Here is a 20,325-nt window from a genome sequence, read left to right as displayed (position 1 = left end):
CAGATCTCCGGTTTGAGGCCGCCGGGGGCCACGACGTTCTGCTGTACCTACACAAAATGGCCGCTATGGAGCGACTTTCAGCAGAGTCATGGGGTCCACGGGGGAGCCATCCTGCCAGACTTCAAAATGCAGATGCGGAGCGGTGCTGAGGCCGGAATTTCCGAGGAGCGCTATCGGTTCGCCTTGACGTACGCGCTCACCGGGACGGGCAAACAGCACCTGATTATGTCCATAAAACGTGGTATATCCGGATCGGTGGGTCAGAACGACGAGGTTTCCGAAACGGTAGGTCCACTCCGAGAACAGCACGATTCCATCGGCAGCGGCCAGGATCGGGGTGCCCTCACGGGCAGCGATGTCCAGACCGCGGTGTGAAACCTGCTGAAAACTTGCGGGGTCGGCATAGCGGCGCGACACATAGCCATGTACGGGAGGCAGCGTGGGAACATCCATCGCGGTATAGGAAAATCCGCCGAGGCTTCGCGCTTCGGCGACCGGACTCACCGACGATTTCATTTCACCTGTCTGCTCGGGAGACTTTTCCCCCGGGAGCTGCTCATAGGAGGGCAGGCTGCTCCACGGGAGAGATTCCAGAGCATTCTCATCTTTGCCGGTGAGGGCCCGGCGCAGTTGAGATTCGAAGCCTTTCAGTTTGGAGAGTTCCGCACCCATTTTGGCCAGTTCACCGTTGGACCCTTCCAGTTCGGTGACTTTGCGCTTCAGCGACTCCACTTGCGAAGCGCGCCGGGCGACGATCCAAAAGAGGACGGTCTCCACCGTGGCATAGAGCAACAGGAGAAGGACAGCGGAGACGAGGATAATGACCGTTTTCCGCGGCAAGCGGAACTGCCGGACATCGGACTCATCCTCGGGAATGACAAGGAGCTTCCACCCGCTACCTTTTGTGGCTGCCAATCTGCTGTATTTTCTTGGGTTTCTTTGACAGAATTAGTTAATATAGCGATAACTCCAAATACTGTCAAGGGCGTATCTTGGGTCAGTTTTTGGTGATTCTAAATAATCTTCTGTTATCACTAAGTTTGCCGAAATCACTGACGCGAAAAATTTTTCACATCACGATTTCTTGGTCGTATTACGTGCCTTTAAGCCTTCGTAGAGCAAGATGCCGGTGGCAACGGAGACGTTCAGGCTGTCGACCTTGCCGGCCATGGGAATGGAGATCCGATCATCGGCTTCACGGGCCAGAAGCTCGGAAACACCGGTGCCTTCGGAGCCCATAATCAACACCGTCTTGGCGTTCCAGTTGTACTCGCCGTACGGTTTGCTGCCTTCACCGGACATGGCGGCCACAGACCAGAAGCCTTCACCGGAAAGGATGGTGAGCGTCTGGCTGAGATTGACGACCTGAAAGATCGGCACCATATAAGCGGCCCCGGCGGAAGACTTGACGACCACATCGGTGATAGGTGCTTGCCGGCGTTCACGAATAATCACGGCATTCACACCTGCTGCATCAGCGGAACGAAGAATCGCACCAAAATTGTGCGGATCATTGATGCCGTCGAGCATCAACAGCAGCGGTGTCGGTGATTCGGGCAGTTCGCGGACGAAGCGACGGAGATCATCCCGCAAGACAGGAGGCTGAACATGGGCTTGCACGCCCTGCATATTCAACTCTTCCTCTTCGGGGAATGATTCGACGCGCTTGACCGTAATATGCTTCTCGTCGGCAAGACGCAGAATCTCTTCAATAGGCTTACCGTGAGCGTTCTTATGGACCTCGAGGGAGCGGACCAGATCGAGATTCAGCACTTCAAGCACCGGCTTGCGGCCATAGACGCGGAACGTTCCGGGGGTCTGCTCTTCGGGCTTGTGGTAGGGCTTGTAAACTTCGCGCTTGACATACGGAACAGCGGTTGTAGGTTCGACGTCCGGCTTCAGATAGCTGGCTTCATCGGGACTGGCGGCGCCGTCCAGATTCTCGAACTTGCGGCCAAACTTACTGGACCTGTCGGCGGAGTACCCACCATCCCTGGGCTTGCGGTCCGCATCGAAGCGGCGCGGCGGGCGTTCGTCGCGCGATCCGCCTTCGGAGCGGCGGTCACGGTCAAACTTGCGCGGATAGCTGGGCCGGTCAGAAGAGCCTGAGCGCGGATAGCGCGGCTTGTCCGATGAGTATCCACCACCACCCGAACCGCCGGGTCGGCGGTCAGAGTCGAAACGGCGAGGCGGACGATCCTCCCGGGGGCCACTGCTGGGGCGACGGTCGGAATCGAAGCGACGCGGCGGGCGGTCATCACGAGGGCCGCCTTCGGGACGGCGATCCCGGTCATACGGACGGGGGCCACCGGGTCTGCGATCCGAATCAAACCGGCGCGGCGGGCGATCCTCACGGGAGCCGCCTTCAGACCTGCGGTCGCTGTCAAACTTGCGCGGATAGCTGGGTCTGTCGGAAGAATCCGAGCGGGGGTAGCGCGGTCTGTCGGACGGGGGACCGGAGCGTGACGAATCGCCAAAGCGCGGACCGCCTGAGGAAGGCTTGCGCGGATAGTGCGGCCTGTCGGACGGAGGACCGGAGCGCGGGGAATCGCCATAGCGCGGACCACCGGAGGACGGCTTGCGGGGAAAACGGGGCTTGTCTGATGAATCCGAACGCGGAGACGCATCATAGCCGGAGCCACCGGCAGGTTTGCGAGGGTACTTGGGCTTATCCGAGGAATCGGAACGATACGGCGCGCCGGAACTGCGGTCGGTCTTCGGCTTATGAGTACGCTTATCGAATTTAGAAGGCGGTTTTGAGTTCAATGGTCGAAGAATTCCAGTAAGCGATTAAGATCATCAGACGTGTAAAACTGTATTTCGATAGTGCCACCGCGTCCTTTGGGCTTGATTTTGACACGCGTGGACAGCGTGCGACGCATGCGGTCTTCCATCTTTTTGATCTCCAGTTCCTGTCGGCGATCCAGCGCGGAGACCTCACCATTGGATCGTTTGGCCTTGCCGGTGGCCATGCGTTTCAGATCCTCGGCCTGCCGTACGGTGGGGCGGCTGTCGGAGATGTAGCGCTGAAAAAGTTCTATCTGCTCGCGCGGGTCAAGGATGCCCAGCAGAGCGCGGGCGTGGCCTGCGGTGATTTTGCCATCGCACACCGCCGCCTGCATGGTTTCGGGAAGTTTGAGCAGCCGCACGGTGTTGGCCACGTGAGCGCGGCTGACGCCGAGCTTGTCGGCGACGGCTTCCTGCGTCAGCGAGCAGGTGGTCTGGAGTTTCAGAATCGCATGCGCGACTTCAATGGGATTGAGGTCCTCGCGCTGAAGATTCTCCAGCACCGCCAGTTCCAGCATGTCTTCATCGCTGGCGGACTCGCGCACCAATGCGGGAATATGCTCCAATCCTGCCGCGCACGAAGCGCGCCAGCGGCGTTCGCCGACGATAAGCTGGAAGCGCTCGCCGTATTTGCGCACGAGCACCGGTTGCAAAACGCCCTTGGCAAGAATCGAACGCTTGAGGTCTTCGATGGCTTCATCATCGAAGACCTGCCGGGGCTGGAACGGATTGGGATCCACCAGCTTTACGGCCACATCGGTCACAACGGTTCCGTTTTCATCCGGAACATCCGCTTCGGAAATCAGCGCGGCGAGCCCTTTGCCCAAACCCTTCTTCATCTTCATGCGGCAGCCTCTTGCACTCTTTGCCCCTGCGAGGTGAGAAACTCACGGGTGAGATCGCGGTAATTCTGCGCGCCCCGTGACGCCGTATCGTAGACATAAACCGGCTGCCCGTAACTGGGAGCCTCGGACAGGCGGACATTGCGCGCGATGGCCGTCTTATAGACGCGATTGCCGAACACCTGCGCGATTTCGTCCGCGACCTGCTTGGAAAGATTGAGCCGTCCGTCGAACATGGTGAGCACGATGCCCTCAATCTCCAGCGGCGGATTGAGCTGCTTCTGCACCAGCTTGACGGTCTTCATCAGATGGGCCAGCCCTTCGAGTGCAAAGTACTCGCACTGCATGGGGACAATAATCGAATGGGCAGCGGTGAGGGCATTCAGCGTAAGCAGCCCTAACGAAGGAGGACAATCGAAGAAGACGAAGGAATAGCCATCATCGAGGCTCTTCATGGCATTGGCCAGAATGTGCTCACGGTTGGGCTTTTCGACGAGTTCGATTTCCGCGCCATGCAGCCGGGCATCGGCAGCGACCAGGTCCAGTCCCTCGATGGTTGTCCTGGTGATGACGTCTTTCGCGGCCGCGTCGTTGATCAAAAGATCATAAATGCCGGGCCGGTCTTCACTGGCGGCAATACCAACACCGGCCGTTGCGTTATTTTGAGGATCAATGTCCACGAGCAACGTGCGGTGTCCCTCTAAGGCGAGACCCGCGGCAAGATGAATCGCGGTCGTCGTTTTTCCGACGCCGCCTTTCTGATTGACTACAGCAACAGCCTTTGGCATAACCTATTAATATAGGTCCTTAGTAATTCAAAAGCAAGGTCAGCAGGGGTGACCCCTGTCCCCGGGTCCGCTCGCGGCGCTGGCGTTGTGAATAGGGGATGATGGCGGGCATGCGCTTCATTCTTCCGCCTTCATCCTTAGCCGATTATCCTCCGGCGAGGAATTCCAACTTATGGGCGTGCTTCTGCTCGAAGCGGGCTTTGAGGGCGGGGTAGCCGCTTAGGTCGGGATCGCGTTCGATAAGGGAGAAGGCGCGCTCGCGGGCGGCGAGCAGCAAGGCCTCGTCGCGGACGGGATCGCTGTAGCGCAGATCGAATTCGCCGCTTTGCCGTGTACCGAAGAATTCACCGGAGCCGCGCAGTTCGAGATCCTTCTGGGCGAGTACGAAGCCGTCGTCGGTTTCCATGAGGGCCTTCAGACGCGATTCGGCTTCAACGGTGAGCTTGGAAGACGGCAACAGGATGAACCAGGCCTTCTGCCCTTTGCGGCCAATGCGGCCACGAAGCTGGTGCAGAGCGGCCAGACCGAAGCGCTCCGCGTTTTCCACGAGCATCGCCGACGCTTCGGGAATATCCACCCCAACTTCGATCACCGGAGTAGCCACAAGAATCGAGGTTTCGTTGCGGCGGAATTTCTCCAGCGCGGCGTACTTCTCTTCCGGCTTTTGGCGGCCATGCACGAGGCCGACACTCACTTCGCGCAGCGCGCCGTGGGCGACGCGCTCATAGTAGTTGACCGCGGCTTCGGTGTCCACCTTTTCGGATTCTTCAACGAGGGGACAGAGGATGAAAGACCGCTGTCCGGCTTTGGCCTGCTCCACAAGGAAGCGGTAGATCTTGTCGCGGTCCATTTCGTTGCGGCGCAGAGTCTGCACGCGGCGGGCGCCGCCGGGAAGTTCGCGCAGAATGGACTCATCCAGATCGCCGACATGCGACAGGCGCAGCGTGCGCGGAATGGGCGTGGCCGTCATCAACAAGAGATGGGGACGCGTGCCTTTGGAGCGCAGCGCGGCGCGTTGTTCGACGCCGAAGCGGTGCTGCTCATCCACGATAACCAGGCCCAGTTTGTCGAACTCTACCTTCTCCTGCAAGAGCGCATGAGTACCCACGGCAATATCCACCACATGAGTGGCCAGAGCATTCAGCACCTCGCGGCGCTGGGCAATCTTCTGCTTGCCACGCATGATGCGCACGCGCATGCCCGCCGCTTCTGCGGGACCAGTGATGGTATTGAAGTGCTGCTCGGCGAGCAGCTCGGTCGGCGCCATGAGTGTGGATTGATAGCCGGAATCGGCGGCCATAGCCATAGCTACAAGGGCAACGGTGGTCTTGCCGGAGCCGACTTCTCCCTGCAACAGGCGCTGCATGGGAATGGGCTTTTGCAGATCGGTACGGATCTCGTGCAGGACCTGCTTCTGCCCTTCTGTGAGCTTGAAGGGCAGCGCTTCCAGAATCTTTTTGGTGATGGGGCCGATGGTCTCGAAGGCCACACCGCCGGGGATGGTGGCGTTCAGGCGGCGGCGGCGCGCAAAGAGCATCTGGTAGAAGAACAGCTCTTCATAGCGAATCCGCTGCCAGGCGGCTTGAAGCTGGACCCAGTTTTCCGGATAGTGAATCTGCTCGATGGCCTCGGAGCGGGTTAAGGCTCCGATGGCGTGCAAGTCTTCACTGGGAAGAAACTCCGTCAGCTCGTGTTTGGCAAGTTTCAACGCGGCGCTGATAATGCGGCGGAAGGTGGCGCTCTCCAGTCCGACGCGGCGCAGCGACAGGCTGCCCGGATAGAGCGCGATGATACGACCCGTGTTGTACGCTTCCTTGTCGCCCTCCTCGCCGAGACGGTCGACGGCAGGATGGACGATTTGCCATGTGTCTTTCTCGGTGATCACGCCGGAGACGGCGACGATCTGGCCGAGTTGCATGGCCTTCTGCCAATAGCTGATGCCCTGAAACCACACCAGTTGCAGCACGCCCGTGCCATCGTCTATTCCGGTGACGAGCCATTGGCGGCCACGGCGGGTGTGCATCGGCTGAACATAGGCCACCGTGCCCACCACAGTGACTTCATGTTCGGTTGGCTGGAGTTCACCGATGCGCGCAATGTGGGAACGATCCAGATAGCGGCGCGGGAAAAATTCCAGCAGATCACCGACCGTCTGGACATCGAATTCCGCCAGAGCTTTGGCGCGCTCCGGTCCGATGGAGTAGAGGATTTCCACCGGTGCGCTCAGTCGTGAGCCCGCCGGCGTGCCGCTATGGACCGGTGTGGACGGTGTAGGTAATGATGACTTCTCTTTCAGGTTCGCAGAGGACACTGGCTTCTATTGTTTGAGCATCATTTTTTTCAAAATGATAGTTGGACCGGACAAGATTCCAGATACCGACAATGTGATCCAGCACGTCAACCGTAACGACTTGAGACTTGTGATTACGGAGGCGCACTTCCCAGTCGGTGTCGACGCTGTTGTTGGGCTGGCGGCGCCGATCCTTGGCCTCGCGGGCAACCGTTATGTCGAAGGCCTCGCCTACCCGGACTCGCACCTTCTCGTTTTTGGGAGTGTGGTCAATGCGGTCGTCGCCGAGGAACTCGCGCGCGCCATCCTTGTCATTCTGGTAAACACGCACCAGACCTCCCGGGAGCGCCATGCCGAGGCCATTCGCCTGATTGTTCTCAAATTCCATCATGACGCCCACGCGGTCTTCCTTACGCTGCGGATTATACTCATAAATGCGCGTGGCCTTGGCGTGGGTGGGCTTGAAGAGTTCAATCTGCTTCGTCTCCTTGTCGAGCACGTTGGCAGGCCGCTCCAAGGTATACATATGGTATTCGAAAAGACCGTGCTCTTCAAACGGCTGTTCAGTTGAGGGCGCCGCGGCCTTGTAGGCCACGGCCATCGCGGCGGCCACTTTATCGTCCGCGTGATGCACATCGCCCGCGAGCAACTTCAGTTTGGCATCCCTGTAGCTCGCGCCACACTTGTTGTCAATGGTTACCCAAGCGCCCAGCAATACGGCATCGGACTCCTCGCTCAGCACCATGGAATAATCTGCGCGCCAGGAAATGCCTTTGGTCAGATAGGCAATCTCAGCCTGTTTTGTGCCACCGCTCTCCGCATTCACTCGCCAGCGCAGCGTGGGTGTCATGATAACCCCGTCGGGAAGCGTCGGGTAATGCATGCCCGCGATGTGCTGCGAATCGAAGGTGCGCAAGGATTTGTCCGGCAGACGCAAGATCACCTGCCGCGAGGAGTAATAGCTGTCTCCGCCACTGGAAGACGTCATCAGGTCTCCCCGCAATACCTCTCCCTTATCCGTCACTACTTCCACCTCTTTGCCCGAGAACTTCTTCAGCAGTTGTTCGGTAGATAGCAGATCAAAATCGAAGTTCTGCTCGAGAAGCTCGACACCGGGAGCAGTGAACGTTACGGAGGTGGCGTCAATGCGTGCCGCGACATCTGTGTATCTGTATTCGGACACGCCACGGGAAAGCTCAATCGGCCGCGTCTCCCGGACAGCCATCAGGTCTTTGTTGTAAATCGTCAGCGTAACGCCGGGTTGTGCCCAAGCGGCCAACGCGAGCGACAGTGAAAGTGCGGCGAAGACAAGCAGGACTCGCATGGTTGTTCTCCCAGTTGCAGTGACGAAGCGAGACGGCAAACAGAGTGCCGCGGTCAGCTCGTGGTTCGGACGGTGTAGGTGAGACTGAACTCGTGTTCGGGTTCAACGGTGACACGAAATTCCACTTTATTCGCGGAGACTTTTTTGTATTCAGTGCTGGAGCGGGTGATTTCCCAATCGCCCCAGAGGTGATCCACCACGACCACTTGCACCGCTTCCTTCTTATGGTTGCGCAGCTTGACCTCGAAATCGGTCTCCATCACGCGGTCGGAAATGCGGCGGAAGTTGGTTTGGTTGTGCTCGGCGGCGATATCGAAAGCATTGCCGATGGTGACGGTGACCTTCTCATTCTTCGGCGTGTGCTCCATGCTGTCTTCGCCGACGAATTCCTGGCTGCCATCGGCGCTCTTCTGGTAGACGCGCACGCGGCCCCCGGGAAGCGCCATGCCGAGACCGTTGGCCTCGGTATTTTCGAACTCGGCAGAGACGCCGACGCGATCCTTGTTCGCCTGCCAATCATAGGTGTAGACCTTCTTGATTCCCGCCGTGGTGCTCGGGAAGAGGCTCACCTGCTTGGTCTGGTTGTTCAGGATGTCCGTCGGGCGCTGCAAGGTGTAAAGATGATATTCGAAAAACGATTGTTCTTCGAACTGCCGCTCGGGAGCGGCCGATTTGACCATGCGATCCATCATCGGCATGGGCATTTGCGGCGGCTGCACGCGATGCACCGAGCCTGCGATGAGTTTCAATTTGGCGTTCTGGTAACTGGCGCCGCTGGTGTTGTCGAGGGTCACCCAGGCGTCAAGGTCGGCGCGGGTGTTGGGCTCATTCAGCAACATCACGTAGTCGGCTTTCCATTCGAGGCCGGTGGTCAGATAGGAGACTTCCGCTTCCTTGTCGCCGCTGCCATCGCTGTTGACCAGCCAGCGCAAGGTGGGCTTGGTGATCAGGCCTTCGGGCAGCGTGGGGTAGCGGATCTCGGCGACGTTATCGGACATCAGAATGCTCTTCAGCGTGCCGTCATCCTGCCGCACCACAATCTGGTTTGAAGGCTGCGCCTGCGCCGTGAGCAGTGTGCCGCGCGTGACGGCGCCGGTTTTGGAGACGATTTCGATTTTCTGGTCGACATATTTCTGCAGCAGTTTATCAGGCGAGACCAGATCATAATCGAAATTCTGCTCGAGCATCTGTACACCGCCGGCCTTGAAATGCACAGAGGTGGCGTCGATCTGGGCGGAGACGTCGCGGAACTGCACCTCGCCCTTCCCCTTCGGGAAGGTCATCTTGCGCGTGTCGCGCACGAGGGCCAGATTCTGATTATACACCGTGAGCGACACGCCGGTTTCGGCCAGCGCGCACAGGCTCAGGGAAAGCAGTATTAAGGATGCGGCGAGAAGTTTCATGATCAGGCCTCAGTGATAGCGTTGATCTCTTCGACATAGCGAACAACTTTGTCCAATGCAGCTTCGAGACTGGCAAGCTTGACGCGCTCCGCCTCCACCACTTCCGGATCGGCATTCTTCACGAACTGCTCATTGCTTAGCCGGGCCCGGGTGGATTGCACGAGCTTGACCAGACGATCCTGCTCTTTGGAGAGCCGCGCCTGTTCGACGGCAAGGTCAATCAGACCACCCAGCGGCACGTAGATTTCCAGATTCTGCACGACGGCAGATGCGCTGCCACGCGGCTTGGCGCTGTCGAAATGCAGTTCTTCGATTCCGGCAAGACGCTGGATAACGGGAGCAAAGTCGCGCAGGAAGTCCGCTTGCGGTCCCGCTGCGCCGATAACGCCGGCGGTCATGTTCACCGAGCGGGCAATACGCAGTTCACCCCGAATATTGCGCAGCGAATTGATAACATCCTGCAACAGCGAGAATTCTTCTTCCACCGCCGCGTCCATGAACTCCGTGCGGACCGTGGGGAACGGCGCAAACATAATGGTTTCGGTGCGCTGGGCCTCGGGCCAGTGATTTTCCGACAGCTTGCGCAGCGTCTGGAAGATTTCTTCCGTAATGAACGGCATGAACGGATGCAGCAGGCGCAGGAAACCGTGCAGGATTCCGAGCGCGTGCGCCAGAGCTTCATTGCGTTGATCGCCACCGGCTTGCAGGCGTGTCTTGATCAGTTCGAGGTACCAGTCGCAGAAGTCATTCCACACAAACGCATAGAGGATCTTCGCGGCATCGGCAAAGCGCATCTCTTCGAGCGCGCGGGTGACTTCCTGAGTGGTGGTAAAGAAGCGCGAGGTAATCCAGCGGTCAATCAGATTGGCGGGCGGTGTGCTCATGCAGTCCACGGGCAGGAAGGGGAATTCTTCGCCCTCCTCGGGGAGATTCATGAGCAGCAGACGCGAAGCATTCCAGATCTTGTTGGCGAAGTTGCGGCCCATCTCACAGAGTTCGGTGCCGAAGCGAATGTCGCCGCCGAGGGGCGTCTGCAGAATCATGGTGAAGCGCAGAGCGTCCGCGCCGAATTGGTCAATTACCGCCAGCGGATCGGGCGAATTGCCCAGCGACTTGGACATTTTGCGGCCACGCATGTCGCGCACGATGCCGGTGAAGTAGACATCCTTGAACGGCTCGACCTCGAAGACTTCCTCGGAAGCCATGATCATGCGCGCGACCCACAGGAAAATGATGTCCGGAGCCGTGACGAGCGCACTGGTGGGAAAGAAATGCTTGAGGTCCGCCGTCTCTTCGGGCCAACCGAGCGTGGAAAATGGCCAGAGCCAGGAAGAGAACCATGTGTCGAGCACGTCGGGATCCTGTTCGAGAGTCAGGCCGGCGTATTTGGCATCCTTGGTGGGATCGTCCGCCGAGCAGATGATCTCCCCGGTCTCCTTGACGGTCCAGAGCGGAATGCGGTGGCCCCACCAGATCTGGCGGGAGATGCACCAGTCGCGCACGTTTTCCAGCCAGTGGAAATAGGTCTTCTCCCAATGCTTGGGATAGAATTTGACCTTGCCTTCGCGCACGGCGGCGATGGCCGGCTCGGCAAGACTCTTCATACGCACAAACCACTGCTCTGAGAGCAAAGGCTCGATGACCGTGCCGCTGCGCTCATTGTGGCCGACCTGATGCGTATAGGGCTCGATTTTCTCCATCGCGCCCTGCTCTTCAAGGTCGCGAATCACCAGTTTGCGGCATTCCTCGCGGGACAGGCCGCGATAGGCTTCGGAAGCGGAGTCGGTCATCTTGCCATCGGGGCCGATAACGGTAATGAACTCGAGATCGTGGCGCATGCCCATTTCGAAATCGTTGGGGTCGTGCGCCGGCGTGACTTTGACGCAGCCGGTGCCGAAGGAGCGGTCCACATACTCGTCGGCGATAACCGGAATCTTGCGCCCCACCAGAGGCAGATCCACCGTCTTGCCGATGATGCTCTGATAGCGCTCGTCTTCGGGGTGGACGGCGACGGCGGTGTCACCGAGCATGGTCTCGGGGCGGGTTGTCGCCACCACCAGATGGCCGGAACCGTCGCTCAGCGGATAGCGAATATGCCACAGATGCGAGGACACCGTGCGGTAGTCCACCTGCTCATCGGAGAGCGCTGTGCGGGAGACCGGGTCCCAGTTGACAATCCGTTTGCCGCGATAGATGAGGCCCTTGTTGTAGAGGCGAACGAAGATCGTCGAAACGGCACGCGACAGACTGGGATCGAGGGTAAAGCGCTCGCGGGTCCAGTCGCAGGAGGCGCCGAGTTTGCGGAGCTGCTTGAGAATGATGCCGCCGTGGTGTTCCTTCCACTCCCAGATCCGCTCAATCATCTTCTCCCGGCCCAGATCGTAGCGGGTCAATCCCTGCTTGGAGAGTTCGGCCTCGACTTTGATCTGCGTGGCAATGCCCGCATGGTCCATGCCCGGCAGCCAGAGCGCGTCCTCGCCGCTCATGCGGTGCCAGCGGATGAGAACATCCTGCAGGGAGTTGTTGAGCACGTGGCCCATAGTCAGCACGCCCGTCACATTGGGCGGCGGGATCATGATGACGAAGGGTTTGCGGTCCTTGCGAACCGGCGCGGTGAAGTAGCCGCGGGATTCCCACGACTCATAGAGCGCGCTTTCGACCGCGGAAGGATTGTAAGCTTTATCGAGTTGAACGGTTGGCATCAGGATAACAGGTTAAATTCAGGCAAAGTACGGCTTCGGGCGGCGGGGACCTCCGAGCAGACGGACCACGGCAAAACCGAAAATGAATCCTCCGACGTGCGCCCAGAGCGCCACTCCGCCCGCCTGATTGATGGGCGATGACAGGATGCCGCTAAGCTGCATCACAAACCAGAAGCCGAGCACAACGAACGCCGGAACGCGGACGAACCGCAGGAAGAAGAAGAACCAGATGAGCAGCACCACGCGCGCTTTGGGGTACAGGAGCAAATAGGCTCCGAGCACACCGCTGATGGCACCTGACGCGCCGATCATCGGCACCGTGGACAGCACATCGGATACCGCGTGGGTGAGCGCCGCCACAATGCCGCAGGCAAAATAAAAAAGCGTGAAGCGGAAGTGTCCGAGGTAGTCTTCGACATTATTGCCGAAGATCCACAGGTACAGCATATTTCCCGCAAGGTGCAAGAAGCCGCCGTGCAGGAACATCGAAGAGATCAGCGTGAACCAGTGCGCGGGGAACTGCGGCAGTTGCTGGAAGTCCGCCATGAGCTGCGCCGGCACCGCTCCGAATGTGAAGACGATATTTTCCTGAACCGGCGCGGGCTGCACAATCTGCCAAAGAAAGACAACGCAGTTGATGACGATGAGGCCGACGGTGACAAAAGGCTTACGCGTGGTAGGGAGTTCATCACGAATCGGAATCATAGTCGAGTCCTCTTTAACGCAGCATAACCGTCTCGTGCCAGGTGCGGCTGTTGCCTGCGCGGTCAGCCGCGGTAAAAGAAATCTCGTGTGCACCGCGATTCAGCGGCTGCCGGGTCCAAATATCTCCGCCGCGTTCCTCAAACTCGAAGTCGGCAATCGCGGTCAGTCCGTCCACGGTGCAGCGGAGAGCGGTGTAATCTACTCCGGACAGATCGTCGGTCAGATGAAACCCAAGGCGGTCGCCCTTGGCGCTCAGGGTCAACAACGGAGGTTCATGATCGAAGCCCACGCCATAGATGCCGCCGCGCAGAATCTGACAGGACAGGGTGTCGCCCGCTTCGGAAAGGCTGGGCCACTGGGCACGGATGGATTTTCCGCCGCGCTCGTAAACAAAGGCTCCCTGTTTGCGCTCCAAGTCGCGCAGACAGTGGCAAAGTTTTGTTTTGCCGCTGAATGCAAATCCCGCCGGGCCGATGGAAATCTCATCGGAGCCGAGTTCCGTGATTCGGGCCCACGCAGCCACCGGATCGCTCTTGGTGTCGAGACAGAATTCGCCGATGCGGATTTCTCTGGGCAGCGGTTTGGGAGTCACGCGGGGCCAGGCACCGCTGGTGACGGTGAAGTGCGCCGCAGTCACATTTCCGCCGCGGTCCCCGATCTCAATGGTCACATCGGCGTGGTTCAAATGGCTGAGCCAGCCGCGTCCATCGCGCGCGGAATCCTGATATTCGGGGGGCGCAGGCTCATCGAACAGCCGCCATAGGTCATTATGCTTGCCGCTCTTGAACGGCCAGACCGTCTTCTCGTAAATGTTTCGCGGTCCGGCAAGGTTGATGCGGCCGGTGGTGTCTTCGTAGACCGGCAGACCATCCACTTTGACGCGCATGACATAAGGTGTGGCATTGCGTCCCCACGGCCCCGGATCATATGCCTGAACAAAGAACGCGACGGGGGCGCTTGCCGAAATCGCATTACCGCCCGGCGCGCGTCTTCCCTTCTTTCCCCCACCTCCGAGAATGGGCTGTCCGATGTCGGAAGGGCTGAAGTCAGAGAGCGTCGTCCAGCGCACGGAGAGAATTTTCGGAGGCTGGTTATCGTGCGGACCGTAATAGAGCAACGGATCGGTCTGCACCGCGCCCTCGCGGATCTCATAATGGAAATGCGCGGGGCCGGCGCCGCTGTGCCCGGTGTAGGCCAGCACGTCGCCTCGCTGGAACTGCCGCTCCGGAGCGGGCTTGTCGAACAGAAGATCCACACTGCAACTGCCCGTTACCAGTTGCGAATCCCGCATCATCTTTTCGAGCACGGGATTGAAATGGTCCAGGTGGCCGAATACGGCCGTGCGGCCATCGGGCAAACGGAAGTAGAGCACATGCCCGTAGCCGGGCGGGACAATTTGTATACGCTCGATCCAACCGTCGGCGGGAGCCATGACGGGGAGATGTTCGGGGCCGGTATGAATATCGAGGCCGCCGTGAAAATGATCGGGCCGGGTATCGGCGAAACCGCCCGTGATCGATTTTTCGCCGCCAAGGGGCCAGAGCAGATCTTCAGCGTGGGCAGCGGACAGCAATGCGAACAGCAGCAGACATCCCCAGCTCAGTGTTCGCGCCAGCGGAAACTGATACCGAGCAGGAGACCGGAGAGAGTCATCCATGTAAGAAGAGAACTTCCACCATAACTGATGAACGGCAGCGGCACACCCGTTACGGGCAGCAGCCCCACCGTCATCAACAGGTTGGTCAGGGCCTGCGCCGCCATCATTCCAACAATTCCAGCGGCCACAAGCGAGTAAAAGGGGTTATGGCATCGCGATGCAAGACGCAGCCCGCGATAGAAAATAATGAAGAAAAGTGCGGTGACGGCAATCGTGCCCACAAAACCGAATTCCTCGCCCCAAGCCGAAAAAATAAAATCGGTGTGGCCTTCGGGCAAAAACTTGAGCTGCGTCTGGGTGCCGTTCAGGAACCCTTTGCCGGTCAGTGCACCGGAACCCAACGCAATTTTCGACTGAATGAGCTGGTAGGCCGAGCCCAGCGGATCGGCTTCCGGATTGATGAATGTGAGCAGCCGCTTTTGCTGATAGGGGCGCAGCTTGCCCCAGAGGTGCGGAGTCGCCGATCCGACGAACAGGAAGACCACCGCTGCCAATAGCACCGGAACGATCTTGCGGGACGTCAGGCCAACGAGAGCGAGCAAGCCTGCCAGCACACTCATATGCAGCGTCCGGTGCCAGGAGGTCATAACCGCCGCAACGGGGGTAATCAACAGCAGCAGATGCCAGCCGGGCGTCCCTCCCCATGCGAGCAGACAGAGCAAGAGCATCGGATACACCAGCGACGTGCCCATGTCCGGCTCAACCAGCACCAGTCCCATGGGCATGACCGCAAGGGCTATGGCGGTCAGGGTGATCCAGTTCTTCTTCGTATCGCGCGGGAAGTCGGTCAGAAACCGCGCCACGCCAAGCAGCACGGTAAATTTTCCGATCTCGGACAACTGGAGTTGAAACGGACCGAGATCAATCCAGCGCTTTGCGCCCATCTTCGACGAACCGACGACGAGAATTGCAATCAAACCGAGGAAGCCAAGCACGTACGCAACGTACGCGAACTGCTGAAAGTACTTGGTAGGAATGGATGCCGCGCCCATCATGCAGACAAAACCGATGGCCGCAAAAATGAGTTGGCGGTAAAAATGCCCGAAGGCAAGTTCGCCTTCGGCATAGCTGGTCGAGTAGTTGGCCAGCAGGCCGACGGTAACCAGGCCCATCACCGAAAGCAGGAGCCAGACATCCAGACCGCGTTGCTCGCCCATCAGTGGCTCCCTTCCGTCGAGACCACCTGTCCCGGAGCCGGTTGCGCCGGAGCGGGTTTCGGTTCCTTGGGTTCCTTCGGAGCGTTGGACAGCGAATCCGGCTTCTGCGCAGGTTCCGGAGGAGACGCCTGAGGCGACTGCCCCTCGCGCGCCCGCTCTTCGAGCACATATCTCTTCATCACATCTTTAGCAATCGGGGCCGCAGCGGACGAGCCGTGCATACCGAATTCCACCAGCACGCAGCAGGCGACAATGGGGTTGTCCACCGGAGCATAGCCGATGAACCATGCGTGATCATCGCCGTGGGAGTTCTGGGCGGTGCCGGTCTTTCCGGCAATGGCCACCTGATCATCGCGCTGGGCTCTGGCCGTACCCTGATCGCCCCACACCACGCGGCGCATGCCTTCACGCACCATGGCCAGAACTTCCTGGTCCGCCTGTATGGTGTCTTGCGAAGGCTTGACTTTCTCCAACGTCTGAGTCTGCGGGTCAAAAACCCCGTTCACGAGGTGCGGCGTGCGCCAGACGTGTCCGTCCGCAACCGCCGCGGCGTAGGCCGCCATCTGCACCGGGGTGACGAGCACTTCACCCTGTCCGATGGAGATCGACGGAATAAAACCGCGCGTCCAGCCCGTGGGACCGTAACGCTTATTATAGTAGGCCACAGACGGTGCAAGGCCACCGGCCTCCGACGTCTGATCCACGCCGGTCGGCTTACCCAGATGGAAGCGCGTCATGGCGCTGTGAATGCCGTCCGGACCGATTTCCATACCGACTCTGTAAAAGAACACGTCACAACTCGCCTCGACAGCCTGAATCGGTACGACATGACCGTGCCCGCCCTTCTTCCAGCATTTGAAGGTACGGTTGCCGACGGTGTAATATCCCGGACAACTGATGGACCACGTGGGCGTGATCGCGCCGCTCTGCAAGGCCTCGGTCAGCATGGCGGGCTTGATGGTCGAACCGGGCGGATACATGGTTTGCACCGAGCGGTTGAGCATTGGCTTCTTCGGATCTTCCATCAGCGCGTTCCACTGCGAGGCTTCCACGCGCCCGGCAAAAATCTCGGGGTCATAGGTGGGAGCGCTGGCCATACAAACGACGCCGCCGGTGCGCACATCGATGCAGACGACGGAACCGATCTTATCTGTAAGCAGCGATTCCGCCTCAGCCTGCACATCAAGGTCCATCGCCAGCCACAATTCCTTGCCGGGGATGGGATCTACGTGAGCAAGGCTGTCACCTTCTCCCACTTCCTGCCCGAAGGCATTGACCACGGAAAAGCGCTTGCCTTTCACGCCGCGCAAATCGGCATCGTAAATTCTCTCCAGGCCGCGTTTGCCGACAAGGTCACCGGAGGAGACCTCGGGGAAGTGGTCCATTTCCTCTTTAGAGACTTCGGCGACGTAACCAAAGGCCTGCGCGCCGAGCTTACCCTCATAGGAGCGTTTCTGTTCCACTTCAAGAAACGCGCCGGGAATCTGGTCGCGCACCTCTTCGTAGGCGGACAGATCTTCGAACGACAGGTCGCGCTTGATACGCATCGGCGCAAAGGTGTGCTTGAACGGCTGGATCACTTCATTTTCCAGATACCCTTCAGGCATCTTCAGCACTTCGTTCAGCAGCGCCATGCTTTTCTTGTCGCGCCAAAGTTCGCGCGGAACACCGTAGCAGGTGTACGTCGGGCGGTTGGTCACCAGTAATCGCCCGTTGTGGTCGCGCAGCACGCCGCGCGGCGGGACGATTTCGATCAGGCGAAACCTGTTATGATCCGACTTGTCGCGGTATTCCGCCCAATCCATTACCTGGACTTTGACGAGGCGCACAGCCATTAAGCCGAAGAGCAGCACGCCCACCGCAAGAAACGATCCGAGACGCAGGGTCTCGGCGCTTGCCTTCTTTATGATCATGAGGACCGAACGCGGTGCAAGGGAGACAGAAACCAGAGAACACCGAGCATGGCGGTGTACAGGGCGGTGGGAAGGCCGCTGCGTACAAAGAGCGGCAGAAATTCCAGACCGCCGCCACGCGCCACGAGGTAATGGGAGACCGCTTCCGCGAAGACTCCGCCAAGGATCAGGAACGCGCTCCACGGCCAGAGCAGGCGGAACGCATTATCATTCTTCCACAGCTTCCCGCAGGCAAAGCCCACGATACAGAATGAGAACGATGTGGCGCCAAGCGGCAGAGCGCCGAGGACATCCAGGCCGAGCCCAATGCCCGCGCCGAACAATGTCCCGGCAATGGGTCCGCGCTGCAGGCCGATGTAGACAACAAACGGCAGCGTGAGCGACGGGCGGATGGGGCCGAGCGACAGCAATCCTCCCAGACCTACATCCAGTACCAGCAACACCACAGCCACCACGGCAAAACCGATAAAGCTCACGGGCGGGCCTCCCGCGCCATCAGCGAATCGGCGCCGCGGTCCGCGGTGGAGGGCGGAGCCGCCACAAAGACCTCTTCGAGCGATTCAAAACGCACAAAAGGCCGGACGCGGCACCACCCGGAGTTGGGAGTCCCCTGTCCGGTAACTTTGGTGACCACGCCCACGCGAATATTCTTGGGAAAGACCATACCGGCGCCCGCAGTCACCACCAGATCGCCCACGCGCACATCTTCGCCGGTGGATAATCCGACAATGGTCCATTCATGCGGGCCGATCCAGCGCAAAATTCCGGCAACCCGCGAGCGTTCGATCATCACCGAAACGCCGTAGGCATTGCCTTCGAGAGTCTGCACCAGAGATGCAAACTCGGAGACTTCGACAATTTTGCCGACGAGTCCCATGGGGGTCAGCACGGCGGAGTTGGTGCGGATGCCGTCATGACGGCCCACGTCGAGCAGAATGCGGCCACCGACTTCCGAGCCGGGATAGCCGATCACGCTGGCGGTAGCCAAAGGCATGGCGAAGCGGCCCTTGAACCCGAGCATGGCACGCAAGCGGGCATTTTCGAGGGCTTGATCCCGCAAGTCGCCATTCTCCTGGCTGAGGGAAACGGCCTGCTCGCGCAGAACCGAGTTCTCCTGCCAGAGGCCGAAGGTGCGGCGTACGAAGAGGACGGGCTTGGCAAGGTACGCGACGGCTCCTCCGATCTCCTGCTTGGCGGCGGCTGCCGCTTTACCCTTACCGAAAAAGAGAAGGGTCAGCGAGAAGCCGACCGTAGCGAGGAAGATGACCCAATCCAGTCGCGGTGCAAAAAGAGGCGATGAACTCCGGGGCATATCAGGAGGGGAGCAGAACCTTGCTATATGTTTCGAAATCATCAAGCACCTTGCCTGTACCGCGCACCACACAGGTCAGCGGATCATCGGCAAGAATGACGGGCAATGAAGTTTCTTCGCGCAGGCGCACATCCAGTCCCTTGATCAGGGCGCCGCCGCCGGTCATGACAATGCCACGGTCGCGGATGTCCGCGGCCAGTTCGGGCGGAGTCTTTTCGAGTGCGGTACGCACGGCGTCGACGATCTGGGAAATGGGTTCGGCCAGAGCTTCGCGGATTTCAATCGAATTGATCTCGATGGCCTTGGGCACACCTTCGACAAGGTCACGGCCCTTGGCCACGATGGACAGTTCCTGTTCGAGCTTGACCGCCGAGCCGATGCGGACCTTGATCTCTTCGGCCGTACGGTCGCCGATCAGCAGATTGTAATTGCGGCGCATGAACTGCACGATGCACTCGTCGAGTTCATCGCCGGCAATGCGGATCGAGGTATCGGTGATGATGCCGGAGAGCGAAATCACGGCGATTTCCGTGGTGCCGCCGCCGATGTCGATCACCATGCTGCCGATGGGATCATTAACCGGCAGTCCCACACCCAGTGCGGCGGCCATCGGTTCGGCAATGAGGTATACTTCGCGGGCGCCGGCGTGTTCCGCCGAATCCCGGATGATGCGCTTTTCCGATTTGGTGACGCCGGAAGGCACGCAGACGATGACGCGCGGCCTCATCAGCCGGTTCTTCTGCGCCTTGCGGATGAAGGCCCGGATCATCACTTCGGCCAGTTCGTCGTCATCAATTACGCCGTCCCGCATCGGGCGCACCACTTCGAGATCGCGGTGGGTTTTGCCGAGCATTTCGCGGGCTTCGGTGCCGATGGCAACAACCTTGTTGTCGCGTTTGCGCACGGCGACCATGGAGGGCTCGCGCACTACGATGCCCTTGCCCTCCACGTAGACTAACGTATTGCAGGTTCCCAGGTCAATTGCCACTTCATTGGCGAAGAGCCCGCTCAGAGAGAACATTAGGTATACCTCGGTAAATGTGCGCAACGGATCGATTGCCGCTACGCAGGTCAGACAGATTGGTTAGGCTGGCGGTCAGCTATCGTCGGACAGCCGGATTTCGTCGCCCGGCTTCGGAGGTTGGACGCCGCGTTTCTTCTCGAATTCCCAAAGGAAGTTCAGGATCATCGGCTTTTCTTCGTCATCCACGCGCACATAAACGGCATAATAGCCGCCCCACTGGGCAATGAGTTTCTGATTGCGGGCCGCAATGATGGCGGCCTCGATGTTGGGAAGTTTGCGCGTCATGCGGCCGATCAGCGCGAAGATGGCTCCGGTGACATCACGGCGAACGATGTAGTCTTTGCCGGCGTAGCGAACACGCGAGGCAGGCCGGACATAGAGCGGGGGATCAAGGTTGCGAGGCCACTGCATAGAAAGACTC

The 20,325-nt window shown here is 59.4% G+C and carries 16 protein-coding genes; all 16 read right to left on the bottom strand.

The genetic code is table 11. From position 1 onward, the window contains the following. Positions 1–63 precede the first annotated feature (63 nt). Positions 64–915 (bottom strand): M23 family metallopeptidase, encoded by an 852-nt coding sequence (locus tag VGL38_10745; GenBank protein HEY3295906.1) that lies wholly within the window; start codon positions 913–915, stop codon positions 64–66. Positions 916–1,074: 159 nt separating this feature from the next. Further along, complete coding sequence (gene rlmB / locus VGL38_10740; protein ID HEY3295905.1) at positions 1,075–2,766, bottom strand: 23S rRNA (guanosine(2251)-2'-O)-methyltransferase RlmB; 1,692 nt, start codon at positions 2,764–2,766, stop codon at positions 1,075–1,077. Continuing rightward, on the bottom strand, positions 2,763–3,632 hold the full coding sequence (locus VGL38_10735; GenBank protein HEY3295904.1) for a ParB/RepB/Spo0J family partition protein: 870 nt from the start codon (positions 3,630–3,632) through the stop codon (positions 2,763–2,765). Before VGL38_10735 ends, rlmB begins: the two co-directional genes overlap by 4 nt. Then, positions 3,629–4,417, bottom strand: a complete 789-nt coding sequence (locus tag VGL38_10730; protein ID HEY3295903.1) for a ParA family protein — start codon at positions 4,415–4,417, stop codon at positions 3,629–3,631. Before VGL38_10730 ends, VGL38_10735 begins: the two co-directional genes overlap by 4 nt. Positions 4,418–4,562: 145 nt before the next feature. After that, positions 4,563–6,728 carry an ATP-dependent DNA helicase RecG gene (gene recG, locus VGL38_10725; protein HEY3295902.1) on the bottom strand — a complete coding sequence of 722 codons (2,166 nt, stop codon included), beginning with the start codon at positions 6,726–6,728 and terminating at the stop codon, positions 4,563–4,565. Beyond that, positions 6,667–8,031 carry a DUF4139 domain-containing protein gene (locus tag VGL38_10720; GenBank protein ID HEY3295901.1) on the bottom strand — a complete coding sequence of 455 codons (1,365 nt, stop codon included), beginning with the start codon at positions 8,029–8,031 and terminating at the stop codon, positions 6,667–6,669. The genes recG and VGL38_10720 overlap by 62 nt, the downstream gene beginning before the upstream one ends. 53 nt (positions 8,032–8,084) lie before the next feature. Then, positions 8,085–9,434: a hypothetical protein gene (locus VGL38_10715; protein HEY3295900.1), complete on the bottom strand. Its 1,350-nt coding sequence runs from the start codon at positions 9,432–9,434 to the stop codon at positions 8,085–8,087. 2 nt (positions 9,435–9,436) lie between these two features. Further along, the gene (locus tag VGL38_10710; GenBank protein HEY3295899.1) at positions 9,437–12,136 is read right to left on the bottom strand and encodes a valine--tRNA ligase; all 2,700 of its coding nucleotides are present in this window, start codon (positions 12,134–12,136) and stop codon (positions 9,437–9,439) included. 18 nt (positions 12,137–12,154) lie between these two features. Then, the gene (locus tag VGL38_10705) at positions 12,155–12,841 is read right to left on the bottom strand and encodes a rhomboid family intramembrane serine protease (GenBank protein HEY3295898.1); all 687 of its coding nucleotides are present in this window, start codon (positions 12,839–12,841) and stop codon (positions 12,155–12,157) included. Between the two features lie 13 nt (positions 12,842–12,854). Further along, positions 12,855–14,498 (bottom strand): M23 family metallopeptidase, encoded by a 1,644-nt coding sequence (locus VGL38_10700; protein ID HEY3295897.1) that lies wholly within the window; start codon positions 14,496–14,498, stop codon positions 12,855–12,857. Then, entirely contained in the window at positions 14,441–15,655 is a 1,215-nt protein-coding gene (gene rodA, locus VGL38_10695) for a rod shape-determining protein RodA (GenBank protein ID HEY3295896.1), read from the bottom strand. The genes VGL38_10700 and rodA overlap by 58 nt, the downstream gene beginning before the upstream one ends. Next, positions 15,655–17,568 carry a penicillin-binding protein 2 gene (mrdA, locus tag VGL38_10690; protein ID HEY3295895.1) on the bottom strand — a complete coding sequence of 638 codons (1,914 nt, stop codon included), beginning with the start codon at positions 17,566–17,568 and terminating at the stop codon, positions 15,655–15,657. Before mrdA ends, rodA begins: the two co-directional genes overlap by 1 nt. Further along, the gene (locus VGL38_10685) at positions 17,565–18,044 is read right to left on the bottom strand and encodes a hypothetical protein (GenBank protein HEY3295894.1); all 480 of its coding nucleotides are present in this window, start codon (positions 18,042–18,044) and stop codon (positions 17,565–17,567) included. Before VGL38_10685 ends, mrdA begins: the two co-directional genes overlap by 4 nt. Continuing rightward, positions 18,041–18,880 carry a rod shape-determining protein MreC gene (mreC, locus tag VGL38_10680; GenBank protein ID HEY3295893.1) on the bottom strand — a complete coding sequence of 280 codons (840 nt, stop codon included), beginning with the start codon at positions 18,878–18,880 and terminating at the stop codon, positions 18,041–18,043. The genes VGL38_10685 and mreC overlap by 4 nt, the downstream gene beginning before the upstream one ends. Position 18,881: 1 nt before the next feature. Next, positions 18,882–19,901 carry a rod shape-determining protein gene (locus VGL38_10675; protein HEY3295892.1) on the bottom strand — a complete coding sequence of 340 codons (1,020 nt, stop codon included), beginning with the start codon at positions 19,899–19,901 and terminating at the stop codon, positions 18,882–18,884. 75 nt (positions 19,902–19,976) lie between these two features. Then, positions 19,977–20,315 (bottom strand): hypothetical protein, encoded by a 339-nt coding sequence (locus tag VGL38_10670; GenBank protein ID HEY3295891.1) that lies wholly within the window; start codon positions 20,313–20,315, stop codon positions 19,977–19,979. Between the last annotated feature and the right edge of the window lie 10 nt (positions 20,316–20,325).

Source organism: bacterium (assembly GCA_036504735.1).
In the GTDB taxonomy this organism is placed as follows: domain Bacteria; phylum Electryoneota; class RPQS01; order RPQS01; family RPQS01; genus DASXUQ01.
The sequence above is the reverse complement of the archived record's forward strand: the minus strand, read 5'-3'. Positions and strand labels throughout refer to the sequence as shown.